Origin of the sequence: Paraburkholderia sp. NMBU_R16 (genome assembly GCF_013282575.1) — a bacterium.
Taxonomy (GTDB): domain Bacteria; phylum Pseudomonadota; class Gammaproteobacteria; order Burkholderiales; family Burkholderiaceae; genus Trinickia.
In genome coordinates this window covers 23,835-47,256 of the sequence record NZ_JAAAYE010000041.1, presented here as the reverse complement: position 1 = coordinate 47,256, position 23,422 = coordinate 23,835, and the positions used below count along the sequence as shown (strand labels likewise).

Sequence of the window (23,422 nt, the reverse complement as noted above, 5' to 3'; positions counted from 1 at the left end):
CCGATGGCGAAGGTACCCCATGACTCCTTCACGGATTGGCCCCGGCGGCTCCGACGGGCGGGCGGACCCGAACGACGATCTCAACGGCGGCGCGACTGGCTCGGCCCGTTCAACGCGGCCCGATGACAGCCCGAGACGTATCGAGGTCACCGGACCGCTCGGAGGCGTGTCGCGGCACGACGCGGCGAGCGGTCCTTCACGCCGTGAGGCGGCGAAATGGGCGGCAGGCAAGAGTTGGACGGCGGCAGCTCGCGGTTTCACCAGGACCCGCGCCGGTTTGTCGACAGCGAAGAACACCACGGAGAATGTCGCTCGTTTCTTTGGCATTGACCGCCGCAAGGTGGTCATCGGGACCGCCGCCGTTGGCGGAGCGTTCGTGGCCATCAGGGCTTACGACTGGCTCAAGAGCGCGATCGAACCGCCGCCGCTGCCCGTTCCGGATGACGTGCCCGCCTCGGCCGAGCGCATCGCGCAAGCGCGAACCGCTTTTTTTGCGGCAGGCCGCGAAGAGGCCAAGCAAGTCATCGCCAGTCTGAGCCGGCCATCGCCTGCACTGCGTCGCGACCGTGAAGGCGTGCGCAAACAGCAGGACGCCATCCTGGCTGCGCGGGAGAAAGGCGGACAAGAACTCATCGACGCGCTCGATCACTATTGGAGTACCGATATCGGCAAGAACGTCTTCGACACTGACGCCGATCGGGCGCGAAACAACCGGCTCCGCGCGCAAATCGCATTCCTCGAGCTGCGCCCCGAAACGCGCGAGTCGAAGTCGCAAACAAGGGAAAGGCGCGAGGCGCTCAAAAAAACCGTCGACGAACTGCGGGTCTCGGACTGGACCTGCCAGCCGGGGAAGGATCGAACAATCGTCTGCAATTCGTAGCGCAATCCGACGAGCCACGCGCAGCGTAATGCGCGGAGCCCGGCGCTGAATTCCCACCGTCCGAACACCGCACGATATCGACGCAATTGGACAAATCCTGTCGCGATTTGACAAGCCACTTACGGTCGCGTAAATTTCGCGCACGCGTCGGGAGAGTGCGTCGACAGCATGTTCATTCATCCATGCTGCCACGCCGCCGAAGGGGCACACCCACAAACTCTCAGGCAAAAGGACCGACCGCGTCGAAAACCCACATCTGACAGCCTGCTTCATACTGTCAGACGGTTTCGAACTCTGGAGAGCGGCAGTAGCCGGCCAGCGGCGCGCGTTTCAGCGCGAAGCCCGGCAAGCTGCCCACCGAAGGGGCGCGCGTTTGGCCGGGAAACGAAATCCGGAACAGGGATCGTCCCGAACTGCGCAATCTCTCAGGTACCGAGGACAGAGGGGCCATCCATCGCACACGCCAGCGGCCACCGCGGCGCAGCGCGATCGGCATGGCCCTTTTTTGTTTTCGCGAACCCTGTAGCGTGCCGAGGCTCCATTCCATGACCGAATTGAAACGTACCCCGCTTCGCGCCACCCATCGCGCGCTCGATGCACGCATGGTCGACTTCGGCGGATGGGACATGCCCGTCAACTACGGCTCTCAGATCGACGAACATCAGGCAGTCCGGCGCGATGCCGGCATGTTCGACGTCTCGCACATGTGCGCCGTCGATTTCACCGGGCCGCGCGCCCGCGCGTTCTTCGAATTCGCGATTGCGAACAACGTTGCCAAGCTGCAAACACCCGGCCGCGCGCTCTACTCGTGCCTTCTCAACGAAGCGGGCGGCGTCGTCGACGATCTCATCGTCTACTACTTCTCGGACGAATGGTTTCGCGTGGTCGTCAATGCGGGCACGGCCGATAAAGACATCGCCTGGTTCTCGCGGCTGAACGCCGAACACGCGTTCGGCCTCACGATCGCGCCGCGCCGCGATTTCGCCATCATCGCCGTTCAGGGCCCGAATGCGCGCGCCAAAGTCTGGCAAGCGGTGCCGGCCGCACGCGAGGCCAGCGAGCCGCTCAAGCCGTTCAATGCGGCGAGCGTCGGCGCCACGCCGTTCGGCGAGCTGATGATTGCGCGCACGGGTTATACGGGTGAAGACGGGTTCGAGGTCATCGTCCCGGCCACGCATGCCGTCGAGCTGTGGGAAGCGCTGCGCGCACAGGGAGTCGTGCCGTGCGGCCTCGGCGCGCGCGACACGCTGCGCCTCGAAGCAGGCATGAATCTTTTCGGCCAAGACATGGACGAGACGGTCTCGCCACTCGACGCAGGCCTCGCGTGGACCGTCGATCTGAACTCGCCCCGCCCGTTCGTCGGGCGCTCCGCGCTCGAGGCGAACGGTGCGACGCGCGCATTTGTCGGTCTCATCCTGCGTAAGGAAGGGGGCAAGGCGGCGGGCGTGCTGCGTGCGCACCAGAAGGTGCTGACGCCGTTGGGCGAGGGCGAGATCACGAGCGGCACGTTTTCGCCGACGATGCTCGAATCGATCGCCTTCGCGCGCGTGCCCAAAGGCGTGCAGCCCGGCGATACGGTACAGGTCCAGATTCGCGACAAAGCGTTGAACGCAACCGTGGTAAAACTGCCGTTCGTGCGCAACGGCAAGGTGCTCGCCGCCTGACGCCGGGCGCGCGGTGCACGCGTTTCGCGTTATCCGAATTTATCCATTTATCAGGAGCATCCGATGAGCAACGTCCCGGCCGATCTCAAGTACACCGAAGAGCACGAATGGCTGCGCACCGAAGCGGACGGTACGCTGACGATCGGCATTACCGATCACGCGCAAAGCACACTCGGCGACATCGTCTTCCTCGAACTGCCCGAAGTCGGAAAACAAGTGACCGCTGGTGACGCGGTCGGCGTGGTCGAATCGGTGAAGGCGGCCTCGGACATCTACTCGCCGGTCTCGGGTGAAATCGTCGAAGTGAACTCGGCCATCGTCGATACGCCCGACGCGGTGAACAGCGATGCCTACGACAGCTGGCTCTTCAAGATCAAGCTGGCCGACAGCGCGTCGACCGACAAGCTGCTCGACGCTGCGGCTTACTCCAAGCTGATCGACTGAACATTTTCGTTATATCGCGCGGCGCGCTTCGCCGTGGTTCGTCGAAGCCGCCGCGCGAACCGCGCCACTCGCGCCACACGCACCGCACGCACCGCACGCCCATCATGAAGCTCGAACACCCGGATCGCCTGATGAACCGCACTCCTTCCTCGCTTGCCGCACTCGAAGTGCATGACGCCTTCGCGGAGCGGCACATCGGCCCGGACGCAGCCGATCAGCAAAAGATGCTCGATGCGCTCGGCTTCGCGTCGCGCGCCGCGCTGATCGATGCGGTCATCCCGGAGACGATCCGCCGCACCGAGCCGCTGCCGCTCGGGCCCTTCGCACAGCCGTTGGGTGAAGCGGAAGCGCTCGCGGCCCTGCGCGAGCTCGCGAACAAGAACGAAGTGTTCCGCTCGTATATCGGGCAGGGCTACTACAACACGCATACGCCGGCCGTCATCCTGCGCAACGTGCTCGAGAATCCCGCCTGGTACACGGCTTACACACCTTATCAGCCGGAAATTTCGCAAGGCCGGCTCGAGGCGCTGCTCAATTTTCAGCAGATGATCACGGACCTCACTGGGCTGTCGATGGCCAACGCCTCGCTGCTCGACGAGGCCACGGCCGCGGCCGAAGCGATGACGCTGCTGCAACGTGTCGGCAAGCCGAAGTCGAACGTCTTCTATGTGGCCGACGATGTGCTGCCGCAAACGATCGAAGTCGTCTGCACGCGTGCCCGGCCGATCGGCATCGAGGTCAAGGTCGGCCCTGCGGCCGACGCCGCCGTGTCGAATGCCTTCGGCGTGCTGCTGCAATACCCCGGTGCGAACGGCGATGTGCGCGACTACCGTGCGCTCACGGAGGCCGTGCATACGGCGGGCGGTCATGTCGTCGTCGCGGCCGATCTGCTCGCGCTCACGCTGCTCGCGCCGCCGGGCGAGTGGGGCGCTGACGTCGCCGTTGGCAGCGCGCAGCGCTTCGGCGTGCCGATCGGTTTCGGCGGCCCGCATGCGGCCTACCTCGCCGTGCGCGACGAATTCAAACGGCAGATGCCGGGGCGGCTCGTCGGCGTGACGGTCGACGCACAAGGCAACGCCGCGCTGCGTCTCGCGCTGCAAACGCGCGAGCAGCATATCCGTCGCGAGAAGGCGACTTCGAACGTCTGCACGGCGCAAGCGCTGCTGGCCATCATGGCGAGCATGTACGCCGTCTATCACGGACCGCACGGCCTGAAGACGATCGCGCTTCGGGTCCACCGCATCGCGGCGTTGCTCGCGGCCGGCGCCAAGCAGCTCGGCTATGTGTTGGCCAACGAAACGTTCTTCGACACGCTGACGATCGAAACGGGTAGCCGGACGGCGGCCGTGCACGAGGCGGCCAAGCGCGCGCGGATCAATCTGCGGCGCATCGACGATACGCGCGTGGGGGTCTCCATCGACGAAACGACGACGCGTCGCGATCTTGCCGATCTGCTCGCCGTATTCGCCCATGCGGCCGGCGCCATCGACGTACCGCACGTCGACACGCTCGACGCTGCGCTCACGCGCGCGGCCAGCGACGGTGCGCCCGGCGATGCGACGGCGCTTCCCGAGGCGCTCGTGCGTACGAGCGCTTATCTGACCCATCACGTCTTCAACCGGCACCATTCGGAGACGGAGATGCTGCGCTATTTGCGCGGCTTGGCCGACAAGGACCTCGCGCTCGATCGCTCGATGATTCCGCTGGGCTCGTGCACGATGAAGCTCAACGCCACTTCCGAGATGCTGCCCGTCACATGGCCGGAGTTCGGCGCGCTCCATCCGTTCGCGCCGGCGGAGCAAACGGTCGGCTATCGCGAAATGATCGATCAGCTCGAGCAGATGCTCGTGGCCGCCACCGGTTACGCCGCCGTCTCGCTGCAGCCCAATGCCGGATCGCAGGGCGAATACGCAGGACTGCTGATCATTCGTGCCTATCACGCATCGCGCGGCGAGGCCCATCGCGACATCTGCCTCATTCCCGCCTCGGCGCACGGTACGAACCCCGCATCGGCGCATATGGCGGGCTTGAAGGTGGTGGTCGTAAACTGCGACGCGCAAGGCAACGTCGATACCGAAGATCTCCGTGCGAAGGCAGCCGCGCATGCCGACAAGCTCGCGGCGATCATGATCACCTACCCGTCGACGCACGGGGTATTCGAGCGCAACGTACGCGAGATCTGCGAAATCGTGCACGCACACGGCGGTCAGGTCTACGTCGACGGTGCCAACATGAACGCGATGGTGGGCCTGACCGCGCCGGGCCAGTTCGGCGGCGACGTCTCGCACCTGAACCTGCACAAAACGTTCTGCATTCCGCATGGCGGCGGCGGCCCCGGTGTGGGCCCGGTCGCCGTCGGTGCGCATCTCGCGCAGTTCCTGCCGAATCAGACTTCGTCGGGCTACCGGCGCGCCGAAAGCGGCATTGGCGCGGTTTCGGCCGCTCCGTATGGTTCGGCATCGATTCTGCCGATTTCGTGGATGTATATCGCGATGATGGGCGCGAAAAACCTCACCGCCGCAACCGAGGTCGCGATCCTCAACGCGAACTACGTGGCCAAGAAGCTCGCGCCGCATTATCCGGTGCTCTACTCCGGGCCGGGCGGGCTCGTGGCGCACGAGTGCATCCTCGATCTGCGGCCGATCAAGGACGCGAGCGGCATCACCGTCGATGACGTCGCGAAGCGCCTCGCCGATTACGGCTTTCACGCGCCGACGATGAGCTTCCCGGTGCCCGGCACGTTGATGGTCGAGCCGACCGAATCGGAATCGAAGGAGGAACTCGATCGATTCGTCGAAGCGATGATCGCGATTCGCGAAGAAATCCGTGCAGTCGAGGAAGGCCGCGCCGACCGCGAGGACAATCCGCTCAAGCACGCGCCGCATACAGCGGCTGCCGTGGCGGCGAACGAGTGGGATCATGCTTATTCGCGCCAACAAGCGGCTTATCCGTTGCCGTCGCTCGTCACGCGTAAATATTGGCCGCCTGTCGGCCGCGCGGACAATGCTTATGGCGACCGCAACCTCTTTTGCTCCTGCGTGCCCGTGGCCGATTACGCGTAACGGGCGGACCCTGCGCGCGCACGCCGGGCCGCATTGCGCGGCTTCGGCGCGGAGCGCGTCCCCGTGCGTCGCTCGACACGAATACCGGCTAACATCTCACACCGCGATCAAGCAAACGAAGGAGCGACGCATGGTGCGAATGGGGGCCACGACGAGCGGGCGCGTAACACGGCTGCGGACATGGCGCGATCAGGGTGCGCGAGCGTTGCGCTGGCCGCGGCTACTCGCCTGTGCGACGGCGTGCACGATGCCGGCCGTACCGGCTCATGCGGCGATGAACTTCTGCGCCGCTCCAGGATTGCAAACGAGCGAGCGCGCCAACGCGGCGCCGGATGTTCAGGCGTTGATGAAGCGTGTCGGTGGTCAGCTCGGCGCCGAGCCCAAGCCGCTCCCGCGGCTGCACACCGAGGGCGTGCTGCCGCACGAGGGGATTTACGACGAGAGCATCGAAGCCGAAAAAGAGCTCGAACTGATGCGCGATGCCGCGCTCGTTTGGCGCGCGACGGGCGATGACCGTTACTTGAAGCTCGTCGACCGGTTTCTCGCGGCCTGGGTGGGTACCTATCGCCCCAGTTTCAATCCGATCGACGAAACCCATTTCGACTCGCTGATCCTCGCTTACGACATGACGGCGAGTGCACTGCCGGTCAAGACGCGCAACGCGACCGCGGCCTTCATCGCGACGCTGGGCAATGGCTACGTCGCACGCATCGACAGCGCGGCGCATCCCCTCAGCGGCACCTATCGGAACAACTGGGAAAGCCATCGCGTGAAGCTCGTTGCGATGGCGGCTTTCACGCTCGACGATCGCAAGCTCATCGATGCCGCGCAGCGTATCTTCGTCGAGCAGATCGGCAACAACATTGCGCCGGACGGTTCGACCGTCGATTTCGCCGAACGGGACGCGCTGCATTACGTCGCCTACGATCTCGAGCCGCTCGTTGCCGCGGCGCTTGCCGCGCGGCGCCACAACCGCAACTGGCTCACGCTCAAGGCGGGCAATGGCGCCTCGCTTGCGCTCGCGCTCAATTGGCTCGTGCCTTACGCGCTCGGCCAAAAGACGCATGAAGAATTCGTGCATTCGAGCGTGCCGTTCGACGCGCAACGGCGCGCGGCCGGCGTGCCGGGCTTTTCGGGCCCATGGGACCCCAAGCGCTCGGCGCCGCTTTTTCACCTCGCGGCGCGTCTGTCGGGGCGCTACACCAGCGTCGCACTGCTGCTTTCGCCGGCGCCGCCGGCCTGGGTGGCCGTCTGTCTGCCGCTTGCGGCGCGATGAGCGGAGCATCGATCTTCCTTTTCTGGAGCAACAATGGCAGTCAGCGTTTTCGATCTCTTCAAAATCGGCATCGGTCCGTCGAGTTCCCATACGGTCGGGCCGATGCGCGCGGCCTTGATGTTCGCGCAGGGACTCGAACGCGACGGACTGCTAGGCGCCACCGCGGCGCTCAAGGTCGAGCTCTATGGGTCGCTGGGCGCGACGGGCAAAGGCCATGGCACCGACCGCGGCGTGATGCTGGGACTGCTGGGCGAGGCCCCCGACACGGTCGATCCGACCACGATCGCGGCGCGTCTCGATGCAGTGCGTAGCACGCGGCGCCTCGCACTGCTCGGCAAGCACGAAATCGACTTCACACCGAAGGATCACATCGCGTTTTATCGTCAGGCGCTGCCCGAGCATCCGAACGGGCTCAAGCTGCTCGCGGCCGATTCGGCGGGCACGACCCTGCGCGAATCGACGTACCTCTCGGTGGGCGGTGGCTTCGTCGTGACAGCCGGCGCGCCGAATACGAAGGTACTCGCCGCTGTCGACCAGCTCCCCCATCCATTTCGCAGCGGTAATGAATTGCTCGCGCGGTGCACCGCCACGGGCAAGAGCATTGCGCAACTGATGTGGGAGAACGAGCGCGTCTGGCATACCGACGACGAGACGCGAAGCGGCTTGCTGAAAATCTGGGAGGTCATGCAGGCGTGTGTCGCACGCGGTTGCGGCGTAGGCAACCCCGACGCCGACGGTACGCTGCCCGGGCCTTTCAACGTCAAGCGCCGCGCGCCGCAGCTCTATCGCGATCTGTCCGGCAATCCGGAGCAAGGTTTGCGCGATCCGCTCTCGATGATCGACTGGATCAACCTTTATGCGATCGCGGTCAATGAGGAGAACGCTGCCGGCGGCCGTGTCGTGACGGCGCCGACGAACGGCGCCGCGGGCATCATCCCCGCGGTGCTGCACTATTACACGCGCTTCACGCCCGGCGCCAACGAACAAGGCGTGATCGACTTTTTGATGACGGCGGCGGCCATCGGCATTCTCTACAAACTCAATGCGTCGATTTCAGGCGCGGAAGTCGGATGCCAGGGTGAAGTCGGCGTGGCCTGCTCGATGGCGGCCGGCGCGCTCGCGGCGGTTATGGGCGGCAGCCCGAAACAGGTCGAAAACGCCGCGGAAATCGGCATGGAACACAACCTCGGGCTCACCTGCGATCCGGTGGGCGGGATGGTGCAGATTCCCTGCATCGAACGTAATGCCATGGCTTCGGTGAAGGCTGTCAATGCCGCGCGCATGGCCTTACGCGGCGACGGCAGTCACTACGTCTCGCTCGATTCGGTCATCAAGACGATGCGCGAGACCGGCGCCGACATGAAAACGAAGTACAAGGAGACATCGCGCGGCGGGCTCGCGGTCAATATCGTCGAGTGCTGAGGCGCGGCGCTTTCGACGGATCCGCCGCATGGCGTGCTGATGTTTTCTCGAAGGACGTCCAACCAATCAGGAGGTCGCAGCATCATGGTCAACGCCGCTGGCGCCGTTTCCACGACCGGTGCACGTCTCATCGTCGATGCCTTGCTCGCGCAGGGTGTCGATCGCGTTTTCTGCGTACCGGGCGAGAGCTTTCTGGCAGTGCTCGATGCACTGCATGACGAGGATGCGCATATCCGCACGTTCGTTTGCCGGCATGAAGCGGCGGCCGCCAATATGGCCGAGGCGACCGGGAAAATGACGGGACGGCCCGGCGTGGCTTTCGTGACGCGCGGTCCGGGCGCCACGCATGCCTCGATCGGCGTGCATACGGCGTTTCAGGATTCGACGCCGATGATTCTCTTCATCGGGCAATGCGCGCGCGAGCATCTCGATCGCGAGGCGTTCCAGGAGATCGACTATCGGCGCATGTTCGGTCAAATGGCGAAGTGGGTCGCGCAAATCGACGACGCGCGGCGCATTCCCGAATATCTGAGCCACGCGTTTCATGTTGCCTGTTCGGGGCGACCGGGGCCGGTCGTGTTGGCGCTGCCCGAGGACATGCTCTCGGACCCTTGCCCGGCCGTGCCGGCGGCGCCCCGGTTTCAGCGCGTCGCCGCGTCGCCGGCGACGGCGCAGATCGAACGCGTGCGCGCGATGCTCGAGAACGCGCGGCAGCCCATGCTGATTCTCGGCGGCAGCGGATGGACGGCGGGCGCCTGCGACGACATACGCCGCTTCGCGGAAAACTGGCAATTGCCGGTGGGATGCGCTTTCCGCTATCAGGACCTCTTCGATAATGCGCATGCGAACTATGCCGGCGACGTGGGGCTAGGTATCAATCCCGCGCTCGGGCGGCGCATCGGCGAGGCGGACCTCCTGCTGGCGATCGGCCCGCGCCTCGGCGAGGCGACGACAGGCGGCTATACGCTGCTCGACATTCCGAAAACGAAGCAGACGCTCGTCCACGTGCATCAGGGGGCGGAAGAACTCGGGCGCGTTTATGCGGCCGATCTGCCGATCGTTTCAGGCATGCCTGAGATGGCGGCGGCGCTCGCGGCACTCGAGCCGAGCGCTGCGCCCGCATGGGCCGGCAGCGCGGAGGACGCGCATCGCGCCTACCTGGAATGGCACCGGCCGCGCCCGATGCTGGGCGACGTGCAGTTGGGCGAAATCATGGTGCAACTGCGCGAGCGGCTGCCGGAAGACGCTTTCGTTTCGAATGGCGCGGGCAACTACGCGATCTGGCTGCACCGGCACTTCGCCTATCGGTGCTTCAAGACGCAACTGGCGCCGACGAGCGGGGCGATGGGATATGGCGTACCCGCGGCGCTGGCAGCGAAAGCGCTCTATCCCGAGCGGATCGCAGTGGCCCTTGCCGGCGACGGTTGCTTCATGATGGCGGGCCATGAGCTGGCGACGGCCATGCAGTACGGCCTGAATGCGATCTTCATCGTCGTCAACAACGGTCATTACGGCACCATCCGCATGCATCAGGAGCGCCACTATCCTGACCGGCCGCATGGCACGGCACTGACCAACCCCGACTTCGCAGCCTATGCGCGTTCGTTCGGCGCGCATGGCGAGACGGTCGTCAAGACGGCCGAATTCTTGCCCGCGCTCGAGCGTTCGATCGCCAGCGGCCTGCCGGCGTTGATCGAAATCCGCATGCCGCAGGAGGTGAGCACGCCGTCCGCCACGCTCGAACAAATCCGGGAACAGGGGCGCAAGGCACGCGCCGGAGCATGACTCCCGGGTTCGCGCGGCTTGTCGTCGTCCGCGCTGCGCCGAGTGGGGCATCCGGCTCGGACGTCAGTCAATGGCCACGGTAGATCTCGGTATGCGACGCCGACAGCTCCGTGGTCCGCGCCGGTTTGAGCCGCTCGCGGGGCTCGATCTCGGATAGCACCGTGTGCCAGGTCTGCTTGGCCATCGCCAATGGCGACGAGGCGGCTCCATGTTCTTCGGTATGCTCGGCTGTGGCCGTGCGTTCCGTTGCGCGTCGAACGGCCCGGGACGATGCCGCCGAGGCGACGCGCTGTTTGGGCGTATGGCCCTTCGCCACTCGCTTCGTCGACGTCTGCATTTGCGTCTGCGCGGCTTGCTCATGATCCGGGCCTGACGCCATCGCTGCCGAGGCCGCCGGAGCCCGCTTTACCGCCCCCGACCAGACTTCGTTCGATTGCCCCGCGGGCGGTATGCGGGAGCCGCTCGTATCGGGAGGCGCTGCGGTCTCCTTGCAGTCCGCGCCATCGCCGCCTGCCGCGCAGCCGGGGCGCAGACGAGGATGCGCTTCGTCACCACGCTCGGCTGGTGCCGGGATGACTGCCGGCATGGCGAGCGCGGCGGGTGCCGCGGATGTCGAGGGCGCCGAAGATGGCCCCGCCGGTACGGGCGACGTCTCGGCCTCCGGTGTGACAGGCTGTTCGGCGATACGGGGCGCCTGTGCGGCGGAGGCCGGGCTGGGCGGCAGTGTCCGAGCCTGTGTGGCGGGGGCCTCGGCCGTGTCGGCGGTGGGCCGCGCGGCCGGTACGGCTGTTGCACGCGACGGCCCCGAGGCGGCCGGCCGTGTCGAGGCGAGCGCCTCTGATTGCGGTGTCGACGGCGCGGGACTTGCCGAAGGGCGCAGCGGTGCCGCGACTGGAGCGGGCAGCCGATGGGCCGGGACCGATGGCTGCGGTGCAGCCTTTTTCGCGAGCGTGGACGAGACCGGCTTGCGCGGCGCAGCCGCAGCGCTTGCCGCGGCGCGCTTCGCAGCGAGCGTCGCCGCGGTGCTGTTGACCGGTTCGCCACCTGGCGCAACGACCGCAGGGCCGTTATGCGCAGGTGGGCCGCCGAGGGTGCGTTGCGCGTCGGCGGCATTCTCGTGGCGTACGGTGTCGAGTTGTTGTCGAAGCAAATCGACGAGCGCCGCCGAAGACAGCGCCTGCAGCGGCGAACGTGACGCGGCGGGCGTTGCGGGTGCTGCGGGCGCGTCCTGTCGATGCGGTGCCCGGTCTGCCTGCGGCACGTCTTCCTGCGTTCTCTGAGTCTCGTGCGAGGGCGGGTCCGCAGCGGTGGGCCAAAGCATTTGAGCGTTATCGTGCTCGTCGATGGCCACGATTGCGCCAAAGACGATCGCGAAGCCGAACAGTATCCACGCCACGCTCGCCGACACCCCCCAGCGCCGCGCCCCGTTCGTATCGCCCGAGGTGAGGCGGTGCGGCAGCGCGGCAAGCATGCGCCGGCGCATCGGTGCGGCGCCGCTGAGCGCGGGGGCGGGGCGCGCGGATGGCGGCGACGCCGCCGGCGGAGTCGGGCGTGGTCGCGTTCGCACGCGGGTTTGCCGCAAGACGGGCTGCCCGCAACGCGGGCAGTGCAGGGCGTCGGAGTCCACGGCTGCGCCGCATCTGACGCAAGGCGCCGGAGTGGCCGACTGTGAGGTGGCTTCCGTGTGCATAGGCTTTCGACGGTGGCGCGCCCGCGCGAACGCGCATGTTTGCTGAGGTTGCCCATGGACCGGCAAGCGAGCGCGGGGCTCGCATGGGGCGCGGCGAGTCGCCTTCTGTCACTTTAGTCAGAACTATGTGCTCGCCTCGGTGCGAGATCAATTGCCGATGGCAGGCGGATGTTCGCTGTTTAACATTCGACTGGATTTTGTCGACTACCGCAGCTGGGTAGGCATGCGTTATGAACGCGGCCGCGGCGGAACGAATCGCCACGTCAGCAGCACGATGAACGCGAAAGCGGCATAGATCACGGTGAACAGCCAGCCGGGGAGATCGTAATAAAGAAGCCGCCCGACCCAGTAGGCGATGAAGCCTTGCGAGTTCGGGCCGCTCTCGCGCAGCCATGCCTCCAGCGTGGTCAGCGGGCACGGCACGCCGAGGAGGGCGAGCGCTGCGACGATGCCGATCGATGCGAGATGAACGAAGCGAAAGCGCGGTTCGCGCACCCAGCGCCAATGGCGTGCGGCACCGCACCAGATGGCCGCGAAGCCGCCCACGATGAAGAGGACGACGCACGCGTGCACGATCAAAACCGTATCGGCGAGCACAGTAGCCATGGACATGTTTGGCGCGCGGGACCGCAACGCGCCCGGTTTCAGCGAGGCCGCTGCGTGCTTTTCGACATCAGTGCAGCAATAACGATGCAAGCGGCGAAGAGCGTTGCCACGACAGCGATGCTATCGCGATAAGCCTGCGCGTGGCGTGCTGCATTGGCCCCCTCGGCCGCGACGGAGAAAAACAGGCCGCCGATCGCCGTCGCGCCGAACGCCGAGCCGATTTGCAGCATCGATGTGACGATGCTGCCCGCGAGCCCCGCTTTGGCCGGCGGAATTTCGCCGATGACGATGCGCACCACGTTCGGCAGCACCAGACCGTGCCCGACGCCGGCAAGGACCAGGCCCGCGTAAAACAGTCCGCCCGGCACGACGCGCAGCGAAGCGGCCGCTGTCGCGGCGAACCCGAGCGCAAGCGCGGCGAAGCCGGCCGTGAGGACGTGATTACCGATGCGGCGCACGATGGCGGGCGAGCACAGCGGCCCGAGAATCGAGCCCGCGCCGAACGGAAAGACCGCCGCGCCGGCGACGAGCGCGGACCATCCGAGGCCCGACTGAAGATAGATCCCGTAGGTGAGAAAAAAGGCGCTATCGCAATAGAAGCAGAACGCCAGCACGAGCCCGACGGAAAACACGGGATTCCTGAACAAAGCGAGCTCGACGAGCGGGTCTTTGCCCGCGCGATGCGCGCGATACTCGGCCAGCACAAAAGCTGCGAGCGCCGGCACGCTGGCGGCGAGCATCGTCCACGCCCACAGCGGCCAGCCCGCTTCGCGTCCCTGGGTCAGCGGATAGATGACGAGGGCGAAGAACGCCGATAGCAGCGTGAGACCGAGCCAATCGTTGCCTGCTGTGCGTGCGGCACGGCTTTCGGGAACGAAGCGCCATGCGCCTGCCAGTGCGAGCACGCCTACCGGCACATTGATGAGAAAGATCGATTGCCATCCGAGCCCGAACGGGTGCAGCGTGACGAGCAGTCCGCCGCCTATCTGTCCCGCGACGGAGGCGAAGCCGTAGACGAAACCGTAGAGGCTCATGACCGCCGTTTGCCGCTCTTTGGGGAAGACGCTGCGGATGGTCGCGAGGATCTGCGGCACGAGTATGGCCGCCGAGGCGCCCTGCATGACGCGAGCCGCAACGAGAAATGCGCCGTTCGGCGCGAGCGCGCACAACAGCGAAGCGACGAGAAACCCTGCCATGCCCCCCATGAAAAGGCGTTTGCGGCCGAAGCGGTCGCCGAGCCGCCCGCCGGTGACGAGCAGCACCGCAAAGGCCGAGGTATAGGCTGAGACGATCAATTGAAGCTCGGCGCTGCTTGCGCCGAGACCGCCGCGGATGGCCGGCAATGCGAGATTGACGATGAAGTAATCGAGCGGCGAGAGGAATGCGCCCGTCAGTAGAACGATCAACGAGGCCGCGTTCGCTCGCGCGGGATGTGTTTTATCGGCATGGGTATCGGTATCGGTATCGGTATCGGTGTCGATGCAACGATCGTTGACCGCCGCCGTCGACCCCGAGCGAAAATTCGTGCGAAGGGGTTGGGATTTGATCACGGTAAAAGGCCTCTGAAAAAGGCGCGGGTGCGCGCATCGATAAGGACACCTGAGGGACACCTGAGCGTCGTTGCACGGGTTCACCGTTCGCCGCTTGTGCAGCGGCTCAAGTCAACAGGGTGGAGGCAAGGCCCCCAGCACCGATTCGAACGCAATGCCGATGGCCAGCAAGTGGCGATCGCTGCCAAGCGGACCGTCTATCTCGATGCCGACCGGCAGGCCCGTCGGTGTCAAGCCCGCGGGCAGCGACAAGCCGGGGAGCCCGGCGATGCTGGCGGGGTCGGTGTGCCGAAGGTAGGCGGCCATTTCGTCGACAGGCGCGCCGTTGCCGATGGTGACGACGGACGAGCCTGCCGTGTCGTCGATATCGACCGCGGGTAGCGGCGTAGTCGGAAACAGCAATGCATCGAGACCTGCCGCTTCGAATATCGATACGTAGCGCCGTTGCAGCTCCGGACGCAGGACACGCATCGCATCGGGGTAGCCCTCGGCGAAGGCGCCGGCCAGTGCCGCATCGTAGATGCGCCTGACATCGGGGCTCGCAATGCGCGCGGCCACTGCCTCTAGCGTTCGCACCGGGGCGCTGTTGGCGGCCAGCCACGCGGGCACGTCATCGCGAAGCTCGGTGAACGCAATCGGCAGGCTGATGCGATCGGAAATCGACATGAGCTCTGCCATCTCGACATCGACGAACGTCACGCCTGCCTGCTCGAGACGCTCGCGCGCTGCATGCGCGGTCGCTTCGAGTGCGCTGTCGAGCTGCCGCCAGCACTCGCGCGGCAGGCCGATGCGCAAACGCGTGAGTTCGATCTGCGGCAACGTAGTGTCGCCGGTCGCGATACCGTCGAGCAGCGCGAGGTCCGCGACCGTGCGTGCCATCGGGCCCGCCGTGTCGCGGGTATGACTGATCGGTAGCACCTCCTGCCCGTTGCGGTAACGACGCTCGGCTCCGCCGTTTCCGACCGAGGGCCGCAAACCCGCAGTGCCGGTCAGTGCGGCGGGAATGCGCGTGGAGCCGCCCGTATCCGTGCCGAGCCCTGCCGCAACGATGCGCGCGGCGAGTGCCGCGGCGGTGCCGCCCGAGGAGCCGCCGGGTATCTTCGCGCGGTCGTACGGATTGCGAACCGGCCCGGCGTGCGCGGAGAAGTTCGTGCTCGTGATGCCGACGGCCAGTTCGTGCATGTTCGTCTTTCCCAGCACGATGGCGCCGGCATCGACGAGCCGCGTCACCGTGGGCGCGGTGGTCGACGCGATGAAACCGGCGAGCGCCGGGGTGCCCGCGCAAGTCCGCGTGCCCGCGACGTTGATGTTGGCTTTCACTGCGATCGGCAACCCTGCGAGCGGATAGCGGGCGCGCTCGTTGTCGGTGAGGGCGTCGATTCGCGAAGCGGCAGCTAGGGCGCTGTCGGTTTCGAGTGTGATGAACGCATGAAGCGAGCTGTAGGATTCGGCGCGCGCAAGAAGGGCCGTCACGTAATCGACGGCTTTCAGATGGCCCGATCGTATTGCGAAGACGGCTTGATGCGCGCCCGACGTCCAGGGTTGTGCGTCGGTCAATGAGCTCATGCGATGCCTCCGGTTCGGTGAGTCGCTTATTTATGAATGATTGGTCAATAAATTGTCGTCATGCAGCGAGCGTCCTATCGCTGAGGGACGGGCGAATAATGCGGAAAGCGCCGCTGGATGAGGCGCATCGAAGCCTGAGAATGCTGCATCGATCGTGGCCGCTTCCACTACATATTATGACTAATTAGTCATAATATCAACCGATGTCGCCGACAACAACCACCGAACCGCCGCTTAGTCCAGCGCATTCCCGCCACTGCCCGATTGCACGCAAAGGCCATTGCGAGTAGGCTTCCAACGGACCTGTTCCATTCAACTAGAGCTTCGAAACCTTTTTCTCCATGAAGAGCGCAGCCCGTTCGCGTTTTGCCGTCGGCAGTATCGACACATCGCTCGATGCCGTGCGCGGCTGCGGTCTCATCGCATCTCCTCCCCCTGTCGCGTCGCCGCCGTTCGCGCGGGTCGTCGCAGCGCTTGCGCCGCCGCACGCGGCGGCGCTTGGCTAAGCGCCGACACCTCGTTTCCTCCAGCAGACCGGTCATTCGATCCGCGTGACGCGTCAAGGGCGTCCGTGCGGCTGCACGAGTGCGTGCATACCGATGCGCTCGTGCATGCGTCGAAGTCCGCCGCGTCTGCCAGTCCAACGAATTCGACAGGCAGGTGAACTCATGGCTTGGTTCAAAACCGCTTTGGCGGCCTATGGCGCGACTGCGCTCTTCGTTCTTCTCTGGAGCAGTGGCGCGATCTTTGCGGAAACCGGCGTCACGCATGCGGGCGCATCGGTGTTCCTGGCGATGCGCTTCGCGCTCGCGACAGTCGTGCTAGCGCTGATCGGCGCGTGGCGTCGCCGCTGGTTGCCGGCGCGCGGCACGCGCATCCACGTGGCCGCCACCGGCGCGCTGATGATAGGCGGCTATTCGATTTGCTACTTTCTCTCGCTCGAGCGCGGATTGACGCCTGGGCTACTGGCCGTCATCCTCGGCGCCCAACCGATTGCCACGCTCCTTGCGACTGAGCGGCGCTTCTCGGCCGCGCGCGTCGGTGGTCTTCTGATGGCGATGCTGGGGCTCGCGTCGATCGTGTTTCGCGACGCGTCGGCGGTGAGTCCTTCGACGCGTGAGGGGCTGGCGCTGGCACTGGCCGCGCTGGCGTGCATTACGGCGGGTGCGATCATGCAAAAGCGGATCGTGCAGGAACCGATGGACGTGCTGCCGTTGCAGAACTTCGTTGGACTGCTGCTTTCGCTGACGCTCGCGCCTGCCGGATGGAAGGCATTGCGCCTCGATGCGCCACTCGTTGTCTCGGTGTTCTGGCTGGGTATCGTCATTTCGGTGCTTGCACAGCTGTTGTTCTATCGGCTCGTGCGTCGCGGCAATCTCGTCAATGTGACGAGCCTTTTCTATCTCGTGCCCGTCATCACGGCGCTGATGGACTATCTGTTCTTCGGACATGTGCTGCAGCCGAGGGATGCCGCCGGCATGGTCTTGATTCTCGGCGGGTTGGCCTTGACGCTGCGCAGTAAGAAAAAGTCGCGCAGTGCACTGGGCGCCATGGTCGGAGAGCGGCACAACTAAGCGGCTCATGGCCCGGCGCGATACAGGACGCACGGGTGAAATCGGCTTGCCGGATACAATGCGGCAGCATTGCATCGATCCGAACCCACCCGATTCCACTCATGTCCGAATCCGTCCGGGCCTTTTTACTCGGCCCGCTATTGAAGAGCGTTTCGCGCTCGTTCTACCTGACGCTGCGCATTTTGCCGACCGGCGTGCGCGACCCCGTCGCGCTCGCCTATCTGCTCGCCCGCGCGGCCGACACGATCGCCGACACGTCGCTGATTGCCCCGGCGCAACGGCTCGAGCTATTGCTTGCGTTACGCGCGCGCGTGAATGGCGCGCCGGACGATGGATCGCTCGTGCGCAGGCTCGGTGACGAAGTCGCGGCTCAACAAGGACAGGCCGACGAAAAGCTGCTGCTCGAATCGCTCGGTGGCGCGTTTGACGTTCTGGCTCAGTTGGACCCGGCCGACCGGGACGCGGTGCGCGAGATCGTGACTACGCTGACGATGGGCATGGAGTTCGATCTGCGCACGTTTCCCGACGAGCGCTCGGGCGAGCTCGGCTCGCTCGCGACGTTCGACGACCTCGATCGCTATACGTATCTGGTGGCGGGCTGCGTCGGAGAGTTCTGGACGAAAATGACCTACGCTCATCTGCCCGGCACGCTCGAAGAGGCGGCCGGGACGATGATCGGGCGCGGTATCCGATTCGGCAAGGCATTGCAGATGACGAACGTCCTGCGCGATTGCGGCAAGGATCTGCGCATCGGGCGCTGTTACCTGCCTCAGCGGATGCTCGAACGTTTCGCATTAGCGCCGCAAGCCTTGCTCGAAGCGGGCGCTTCTTTGCGTGCCCGGCCGCTCATGTTCGAGCTCGTCGGCAAGACACTCGCGCTTTATCGCGATGCGCTGGCCTATACCTTCGCGATTCCCGCGAGGTCGATCCGCTTACGTTTGGCGTGCATCTGGCCGATTATGATCGGCCTCGAGACGCTGTTGCTGCTTGTCGAGAACGACCGGTGGCTCGACCCGGCCTGCGTCTCCAAGGTCCCGCGTTCGCGCGTGTACGGCATCATCGCGAGGTCGCTCGTGACCGTGGTGTCGACACGAGCATTGAACGCGTGGGCGGAGGGGATCATCGGCCGCATCGAGGCACGCATCGCCGGTCACGCTGGCGTGCAAGCAAGGACCGCCTGACCGTGAAATAATCGCCAGGTCCGCGCGACTGGCGCCTCGAGATGGACAACCATCGGGAAACGCGGATAGCGCCCGTCTGCCGGGTGCTGTGCCGCGCGCCTGGGCATCGTCCTGCTTTCCTTTTCGAGGAGTGATGCAGTGCCCACGTCCAATTCGTTGCTCGCTTTTGGCCTCGTCGCGCTCGGCATGGCGCTGACGCCCGGCCCCAACATGGTCTATCTCGTCTCGCGTTCCATCTGTCAGGGCCGCGCGGCCGGTTTGATTTCGCTGGGCGGCGTCGCGCTCGGCTTCGTCTTTTATATGGTCGCCACGGCGTGCGGTATCACGGCCTTGTTGATGGCTGTGCCGCTTGCTTACGACGTGCTGCGGCTCGGCGGCGCGCTCTACCTCGCCTATCTGGCCTGGCAGGCGCTCAAGCCGGGTGGCCGCTCGCCGTTTCAAGTGCGGGATCTGCCGGTCGACAGCCCGCGCAAGCTCTTCGTCATGGGCTTTCTGACCAATATGCTCAATCCGAAGATCGCGGTGCTCTACCTTTCGCTGCTGCCGCAATTCATCGATCCACAACACGGCAATGTCCTCGCGCAATCGCTTACGCTCGGCTCCTTGCAGATCGTGGCCAGTCTCACGGTGAACTCGGTCGTTGCCATGACGGCTGGCACCATCGCGGGCTTTTTGGCCGGACGGCCTGTCTGGCTCATCGCGCAACGATGGCTGATGGGCACGGTGTTGGCAGGTCTCGCTGTCAGGATGGCGGCGGAAGCTCGGCGCTGAAGGCTCGAGCCGCTCTACGCGAGCCGCTCGAAAATTGCGTTTGATGGCGTGCCGCTTCGGATCGAGGCGGTAGGGCGCGCCTCGCCGCTCTAGACTTCGTGCGTGTTCGAAGCCAGCAGCGAGAGAGGTGCGCCGATATGATCAATGGTCCAGCGGGAAGCGACGGATTGCCGCCACGCCGCATCGATGGGGAAACAGGCGACGAGGGCGTTGGAGAAGCGGCAAAAGACGCTTCGCCGCCTGCGCCTGGTCCCACGAAAGCAGGACGTGTCGACTCTCGACTCGGTGGTCTCGTTGCGGGTTCTGAAGCAGGCGTGGCGACGGGCCCGAGCGCATCGCTTGCGGACCGCTCGCTCGCTGAACTCCAACCTTCATTGGATGCGCGCGTCGCGAGCATCGAGCGATTCTCGGATTTGCAACCGTTGCTCGGATACAGCGATTTTTCTGGCCCACCGCCGCTCGTCGACCAGCTGCCCAACGACGCGAAAGACTACTTGCTGGCCGGTCTTCGCGGTCGTATTCAAGCGATGCCGGAAGCGGAACGGGCTGCCGCCGAGCTGGCCGTTTCGATCGCGGCCGACCGGTCATCAGTGTTGCCGGAGCGAGTTGCATTGCTGCTCGACAGCTCGATCCGGCCCGCATACGAACAAAGCGCAAAGCTAAGCAGCTACGCCGCCCGCGTAAGCGATCTGGACGACGTACGAGCCGTAGTGGCGCAACCCGGAGTTGGGGGGCCGCCGCCGCTGACTGATCAAACGCTCAAGTTGGCATCGCGCCTCATCGGCGGTCCGCAACTCCTACTGGTCGATCGCCCAAAGCCGCTTTGCCGATTGGCGGAGCGAATAGCCGATGAGGAGTTCCCAGCGGAGCAGCGCGACGAGGCTTTTTCGCTCGCGTTGGGCGGGATTGGCAACGTTGAGTTCAAGCGTCACCGGGTCGAACCGTTAGCCGATATGGCGGAGTGCGCCTCTTCATTGTTGGAACCCCGACGGACCGAAGGGTATCGAACCATATTGCAAGCGGCCATGAAACTGTGGGAGCAGAGCAACGAGGCGCAGGGCAAGGGCAACGTGATCAACGCCGCCGACTATGCGCACATTGTCACGAGCTTGGCGCTGAACTTCCGCTTTTTAACGGACGAGAGCGGCGAGACCATTGCAAAGTTGCAGGCCGCAATCGAGTCGCTGCCCGAAGAAAAGCAGCGTACGCAAGCGTCCAACGCGCTGTGGCTCGATGAGTGACGTCCCGCCGGGCGGCCGGGCAGCGCCGCGGCCCACCCGGCGCGATCCTCACGTGCGCGTCGCCCGATTCGTGTCCGGATAATCGAGTTTCGGATACCAATCCGTGCCGCGCCCGGACGGCGTCAGATCGAAGATGGTCCAAAGCGGCATCAGGTCCGGCGCACCGCGCGCGTCCTGCCCAGGATCGGCCGTCTCGGGGCCCATCTCGCCCCCGTAGAAATGATGGATGGCGCCGTCGCGCCGGACGAACACATTGATTGCCGGGTTATCGCCCGTTTCAGGGTCTTCATGGGCGTAGTCGACGTTGAACTTATTGCGGCCCGACGAAAACAGCCGCAAGTGACGCCAGCCTCTTTCCTGTTTGAACGCGACGAGGCGATCGATGGGCGATCGTGCAACGACGGCCAATGCTACGCGCTGTTCGATATCGCGCGCCTCGCCATCGAGCGCGCTCAGAAACGAGGTGCACATCGGACAGGGGCGCTCGCGCCTCGGACCGAACATCCAGTTGTACACGACGAGCGTATCGTGTTTGCCGAATACGGCCGAAAGCGTGGTCGCGCCGTGTTCGCCTTCGAACCGATAGTCCTCAGGCACTGGGCCGCCGAGCGGCAACGCGCGGCGCAGGGCCGCGACGCGCTCGATCTGGCGCCGCAATTCGATTTCCTGCTCGAGTAGCGCGTTGCGCGCCTGGCGGTAGGCCGGGCTTTCGCCGGGAAAGCGGTACTTCGACTGCGCAAGGAGTGCCGCGGGTTTCAGTGTGGGCGAGGATGTGTCTGCTTGACTCATGGAGCGTCTCCCGAGGAGTGCCGAACGATATGGGGACAGGCGCCGGCCGCGGCGATCTTGCCGCGGCATCGGCCCCCTCCTCATCGACGACGAACGAGTTGCCCCGAAATCGACAGGCATGTGCTTGTTTCCCCATTTTTCCCTAAGACGCTCTTGGGGACGTCGCGCGAAACGGCGCTTCCTACTTCCTCGTCTATCCGTCGCAAGCGGCGAGCAGCGGAAGATTCGAACGCTGGCGGCGCGAGCTGACTGCGCTCGCGCACAACGAAGACGGCTAGCATCGCTCGAGTGTGAGCGAGGGCGTTTTGCGACGGCGTTATTCGCCGATTGCGCGCGCCGCTCCATCGAGCTCGTGATTGAGCACGCGCTGCTCTTCCTCGGAGAGTCCACCGCCGTGCTGAGCGGCCATATCGCGCGCTTCCTGACGGATCACATCGAGCCGGTGATGCAGCGCGCCACCGTGAGGCGGCGGATAGTAGCCCGCATTGACGTGCCAATCGATACGGCGGCCAAGGTTGTCGATGCGGCCGTTGATCTGGCCGAAACGCTCGCGCGCGACATCGTACGGGTTCGGACGCGGTGCGGGCGCAACGACCTGGCGCGGCGGCGGCGGGTTGACGACGCACGCGCCGAGTGAAGCGAGCAGGACGCCGGAGGCAAGCGCGCAAATCGTTTTTTTCATCGACAAGGTCCTCGAGGTTTGCACTGCAGGGAATCTGCGGTTCGTGTGTTCCACGGGGATTAAACGCTCCAGATGCCGGATACGATGACAACGATCCGCGCGCTCGTATTACGGCTCGATTCGTTCGAACGGCAGGCGTCGCCCCTCGCGCGCGCTTCGCTCGGCCAGTTCGATGATCGTCATGACGTCGATGGCGTCTTGCGGCGAGACCGGAAAATGCTCGCGGTGGCGAATGGAGGCGGCCAGCGCGCGATAGAAGTCCGGGTACGCCCCGGTGAGCGTCGGCCATTGCCGCTCGGTTTCACGTTCGCCTTCGAGTACGCGCAGCGTGCCCGGCCGATTGTCGGCGCCGAAGCCCGCATCGCCGGCGCGTAGGCCCGCTTTCAGTTGGTCTTCCTGCGTGTCGAGGCCGTACTTCACGTAGCTGCCGAGCGTGCCGTGAATGGCGAACCGCGGCGGCTCGATCGCGCAAAGCGCGCTGGCGTGCAAGACCGCTTCCTTGTCCGGATAGCTGAGCAGCAGATGCACGTAATCGGCCGCGCCTGCGCCATCGCGATGCACCTTGACCGTGGCATAAACCGTTTCAGGCGGCCCGAACAGCACGAGCGCCTGATCGATCAGATGCGGACCGAGATCGAAGAGCAGCCCGCCGCCGCGCGACGCCTGTTCGCGCCAGCGTTCGCGCACCTGCGGGCGAAACCGGTCGAAATGCGATTCGTAGTGCGCGACGCGGCCCAGTGTGCCCTTCGCCAGTAGTTGACGCACGGTAAGGAAATCGCCGTCCCAGCGGCGATTATGGAAAGGCGCAAAGACGAGATTGCGCTCGTGCGCGAGGCGGGCGAGCGTGACCGCCTCCGCGGCGCTCAGCGTCACGGGTTTATCGACGACCACATGCTTGCCCGCGCGAAGGACCTTCGCCGCCATATCGAAGTGCGTATCGTTGGGCGTGGCGATGACGACACATTCGATGTCGTCGAGTGCGAGCAGCGCGTCCAGGTCCGGGACGGCCCGCGCTTTCGGATAGTCGGCGAGCGCCTTTGCGGGCTGGCTCGTGGCGATGGCGGCGAGGCAGGCGTAGGGTTCGTTCGCCCGCTCCGCGGGCGCGCCGCAGTGCTCGATGACCGGTGCGTGGAACGTCGCGCCGGCGAAGCCGTATCCCATCAAGCCGATCTTTACGGATGTCGTCATCGTAGGGACCTCTCGTTTGTCGTGGATGCCCGTGCGCGTCGCGGGCATCGC

General features: G+C 65.3%; 19 protein-coding genes and 3 riboswitches. Of the genes, 12 read left to right on the top strand and 7 right to left on the bottom strand.

Going from position 1 to position 23,422, the window contains the following annotated elements; all coding sequences use genetic code 11:
• The first annotated feature begins 19 nt into the window (after positions 1-19).
• The 7 genes from GWC77_RS19795 to GWC77_RS19765 all read left to right on the top strand — a co-directional run bounded on the left by GWC77_RS19795 (position 20) and on the right by GWC77_RS19765 (position 10,533).
• Entirely contained in the window at positions 20-880 is an 861-nt protein-coding gene (locus GWC77_RS19795) for a hypothetical protein (protein WP_173259848.1), read from the top strand.
• A gap of 138 nt (positions 881-1,018) precedes the next feature.
• Positions 1,019-1,127: riboswitch (glycine riboswitch) on the top strand.
• Positions 1,128-1,164: 37 nt separating this feature from the next.
• A riboswitch (glycine riboswitch) is annotated at positions 1,165-1,332 on the top strand.
• A 93-nt stretch (positions 1,333-1,425) separates the two neighbouring features.
• Positions 1,426-2,544, top strand: coding sequence for a glycine cleavage system aminomethyltransferase GcvT (gene gcvT, locus GWC77_RS19790; RefSeq protein WP_173259847.1), 1,119 nt, complete (start codon positions 1,426-1,428; stop codon positions 2,542-2,544).
• 63 nt (positions 2,545-2,607) lie between these two features.
• A complete protein-coding gene (gcvH, locus tag GWC77_RS19785) occupies positions 2,608-2,988 on the top strand; it encodes a glycine cleavage system protein GcvH (protein WP_173259846.1) in 381 nt (126 codons plus the stop codon).
• A gap of 104 nt (positions 2,989-3,092) precedes the next feature.
• Complete coding sequence (gene gcvP / locus GWC77_RS19780; RefSeq protein ID WP_173259845.1) at positions 3,093-6,050, top strand: aminomethyl-transferring glycine dehydrogenase; 2,958 nt, start codon at positions 3,093-3,095, stop codon at positions 6,048-6,050.
• Between the two features lie 247 nt (positions 6,051-6,297).
• Positions 6,298-7,326 (top strand): alginate lyase family protein, encoded by a 1,029-nt coding sequence (locus GWC77_RS19775; protein ID WP_254367054.1) that lies wholly within the window; start codon positions 6,298-6,300, stop codon positions 7,324-7,326.
• 33 nt (positions 7,327-7,359) lie between these two features.
• Complete coding sequence (locus GWC77_RS19770) at positions 7,360-8,748, top strand: L-serine ammonia-lyase (RefSeq protein ID WP_173259843.1); 1,389 nt, start codon at positions 7,360-7,362, stop codon at positions 8,746-8,748.
• 84 nt (positions 8,749-8,832) lie between these two features.
• Complete coding sequence (locus GWC77_RS19765) at positions 8,833-10,533, top strand: thiamine pyrophosphate-binding protein (protein WP_173259842.1); 1,701 nt, start codon at positions 8,833-8,835, stop codon at positions 10,531-10,533.
• A 67-nt stretch (positions 10,534-10,600) separates the two neighbouring features.
• On the opposite strand, the gene GWC77_RS19760 is transcribed toward GWC77_RS19765, so the two are convergent.
• The 4 genes from GWC77_RS19760 to iaaH all read right to left on the bottom strand — a co-directional run bounded on the left by GWC77_RS19760 (position 10,601) and on the right by iaaH (position 15,945).
• Positions 10,601-12,004, bottom strand: a complete 1,404-nt coding sequence (locus GWC77_RS19760) for a hypothetical protein (protein WP_173259841.1) — start codon at positions 12,002-12,004, stop codon at positions 10,601-10,603.
• Between the two features lie 447 nt (positions 12,005-12,451).
• Positions 12,452-12,835 carry a DUF2784 domain-containing protein gene (locus GWC77_RS19755; protein WP_254367051.1) on the bottom strand — a complete coding sequence of 128 codons (384 nt, stop codon included), beginning with the start codon at positions 12,833-12,835 and terminating at the stop codon, positions 12,452-12,454.
• 32 nt (positions 12,836-12,867) lie between these two features.
• Positions 12,868-14,379, bottom strand: a complete 1,512-nt coding sequence (locus GWC77_RS19750) for an MFS transporter (RefSeq protein WP_367949068.1) — start codon at positions 14,377-14,379, stop codon at positions 12,868-12,870.
• 111 nt (positions 14,380-14,490) lie between these two features.
• The gene (gene iaaH / locus GWC77_RS19745) at positions 14,491-15,945 is read right to left on the bottom strand and encodes an indoleacetamide hydrolase (protein WP_173259840.1); all 1,455 of its coding nucleotides are present in this window, start codon (positions 15,943-15,945) and stop codon (positions 14,491-14,493) included.
• Between the two features lie 341 nt (positions 15,946-16,286).
• On the opposite strand from iaaH, the gene GWC77_RS19740 reads away from it, so the two are divergent.
• From GWC77_RS19740 to GWC77_RS19720, 5 genes are all read left to right on the top strand, one after another.
• Entirely contained in the window at positions 16,287-16,451 is a 165-nt protein-coding gene (locus GWC77_RS19740; RefSeq protein WP_173259839.1) for a hypothetical protein, read from the top strand.
• A gap of 162 nt (positions 16,452-16,613) precedes the next feature.
• Positions 16,614-17,519 carry a DMT family transporter gene (locus GWC77_RS19735; RefSeq protein WP_173259838.1) on the top strand — a complete coding sequence of 302 codons (906 nt, stop codon included), beginning with the start codon at positions 16,614-16,616 and terminating at the stop codon, positions 17,517-17,519.
• A 101-nt stretch (positions 17,520-17,620) separates the two neighbouring features.
• The gene (locus GWC77_RS19730) at positions 17,621-18,700 is read left to right on the top strand and encodes a phytoene/squalene synthase family protein (protein WP_173259837.1); all 1,080 of its coding nucleotides are present in this window, start codon (positions 17,621-17,623) and stop codon (positions 18,698-18,700) included.
• Between the two features lie 14 nt (positions 18,701-18,714).
• Positions 18,715-18,812, top strand: a riboswitch (ZMP/ZTP riboswitch).
• Between the two features lie 26 nt (positions 18,813-18,838).
• On the top strand, positions 18,839-19,471 hold the full coding sequence (locus tag GWC77_RS19725) for a LysE family translocator (protein ID WP_173259836.1): 633 nt from the start codon (positions 18,839-18,841) through the stop codon (positions 19,469-19,471).
• Between the two features lie 374 nt (positions 19,472-19,845).
• Positions 19,846-20,712, top strand: coding sequence for a hypothetical protein (locus tag GWC77_RS19720; protein ID WP_173259835.1), 867 nt, complete (start codon positions 19,846-19,848; stop codon positions 20,710-20,712).
• Between the two features lie 48 nt (positions 20,713-20,760).
• Here GWC77_RS19720 and GWC77_RS19715 read toward each other — a convergent pair whose 3' ends face one another.
• The 3 genes from GWC77_RS19715 to GWC77_RS19705 form a co-directional block, all read right to left on the bottom strand.
• Positions 20,761-21,501 (bottom strand): DUF899 family protein, encoded by a 741-nt coding sequence (locus GWC77_RS19715; protein WP_173259834.1) that lies wholly within the window; start codon positions 21,499-21,501, stop codon positions 20,761-20,763.
• Between the two features lie 316 nt (positions 21,502-21,817).
• The gene (locus GWC77_RS19710) at positions 21,818-22,183 is read right to left on the bottom strand and encodes a hypothetical protein (RefSeq protein WP_173259833.1); all 366 of its coding nucleotides are present in this window, start codon (positions 22,181-22,183) and stop codon (positions 21,818-21,820) included.
• 108 nt (positions 22,184-22,291) lie between these two features.
• Positions 22,292-23,371 carry an oxidoreductase gene (locus GWC77_RS19705; RefSeq protein WP_173259832.1) on the bottom strand — a complete coding sequence of 360 codons (1,080 nt, stop codon included), beginning with the start codon at positions 23,369-23,371 and terminating at the stop codon, positions 22,292-22,294.
• Positions 23,372-23,422: the final 51 nt, after the last annotated feature.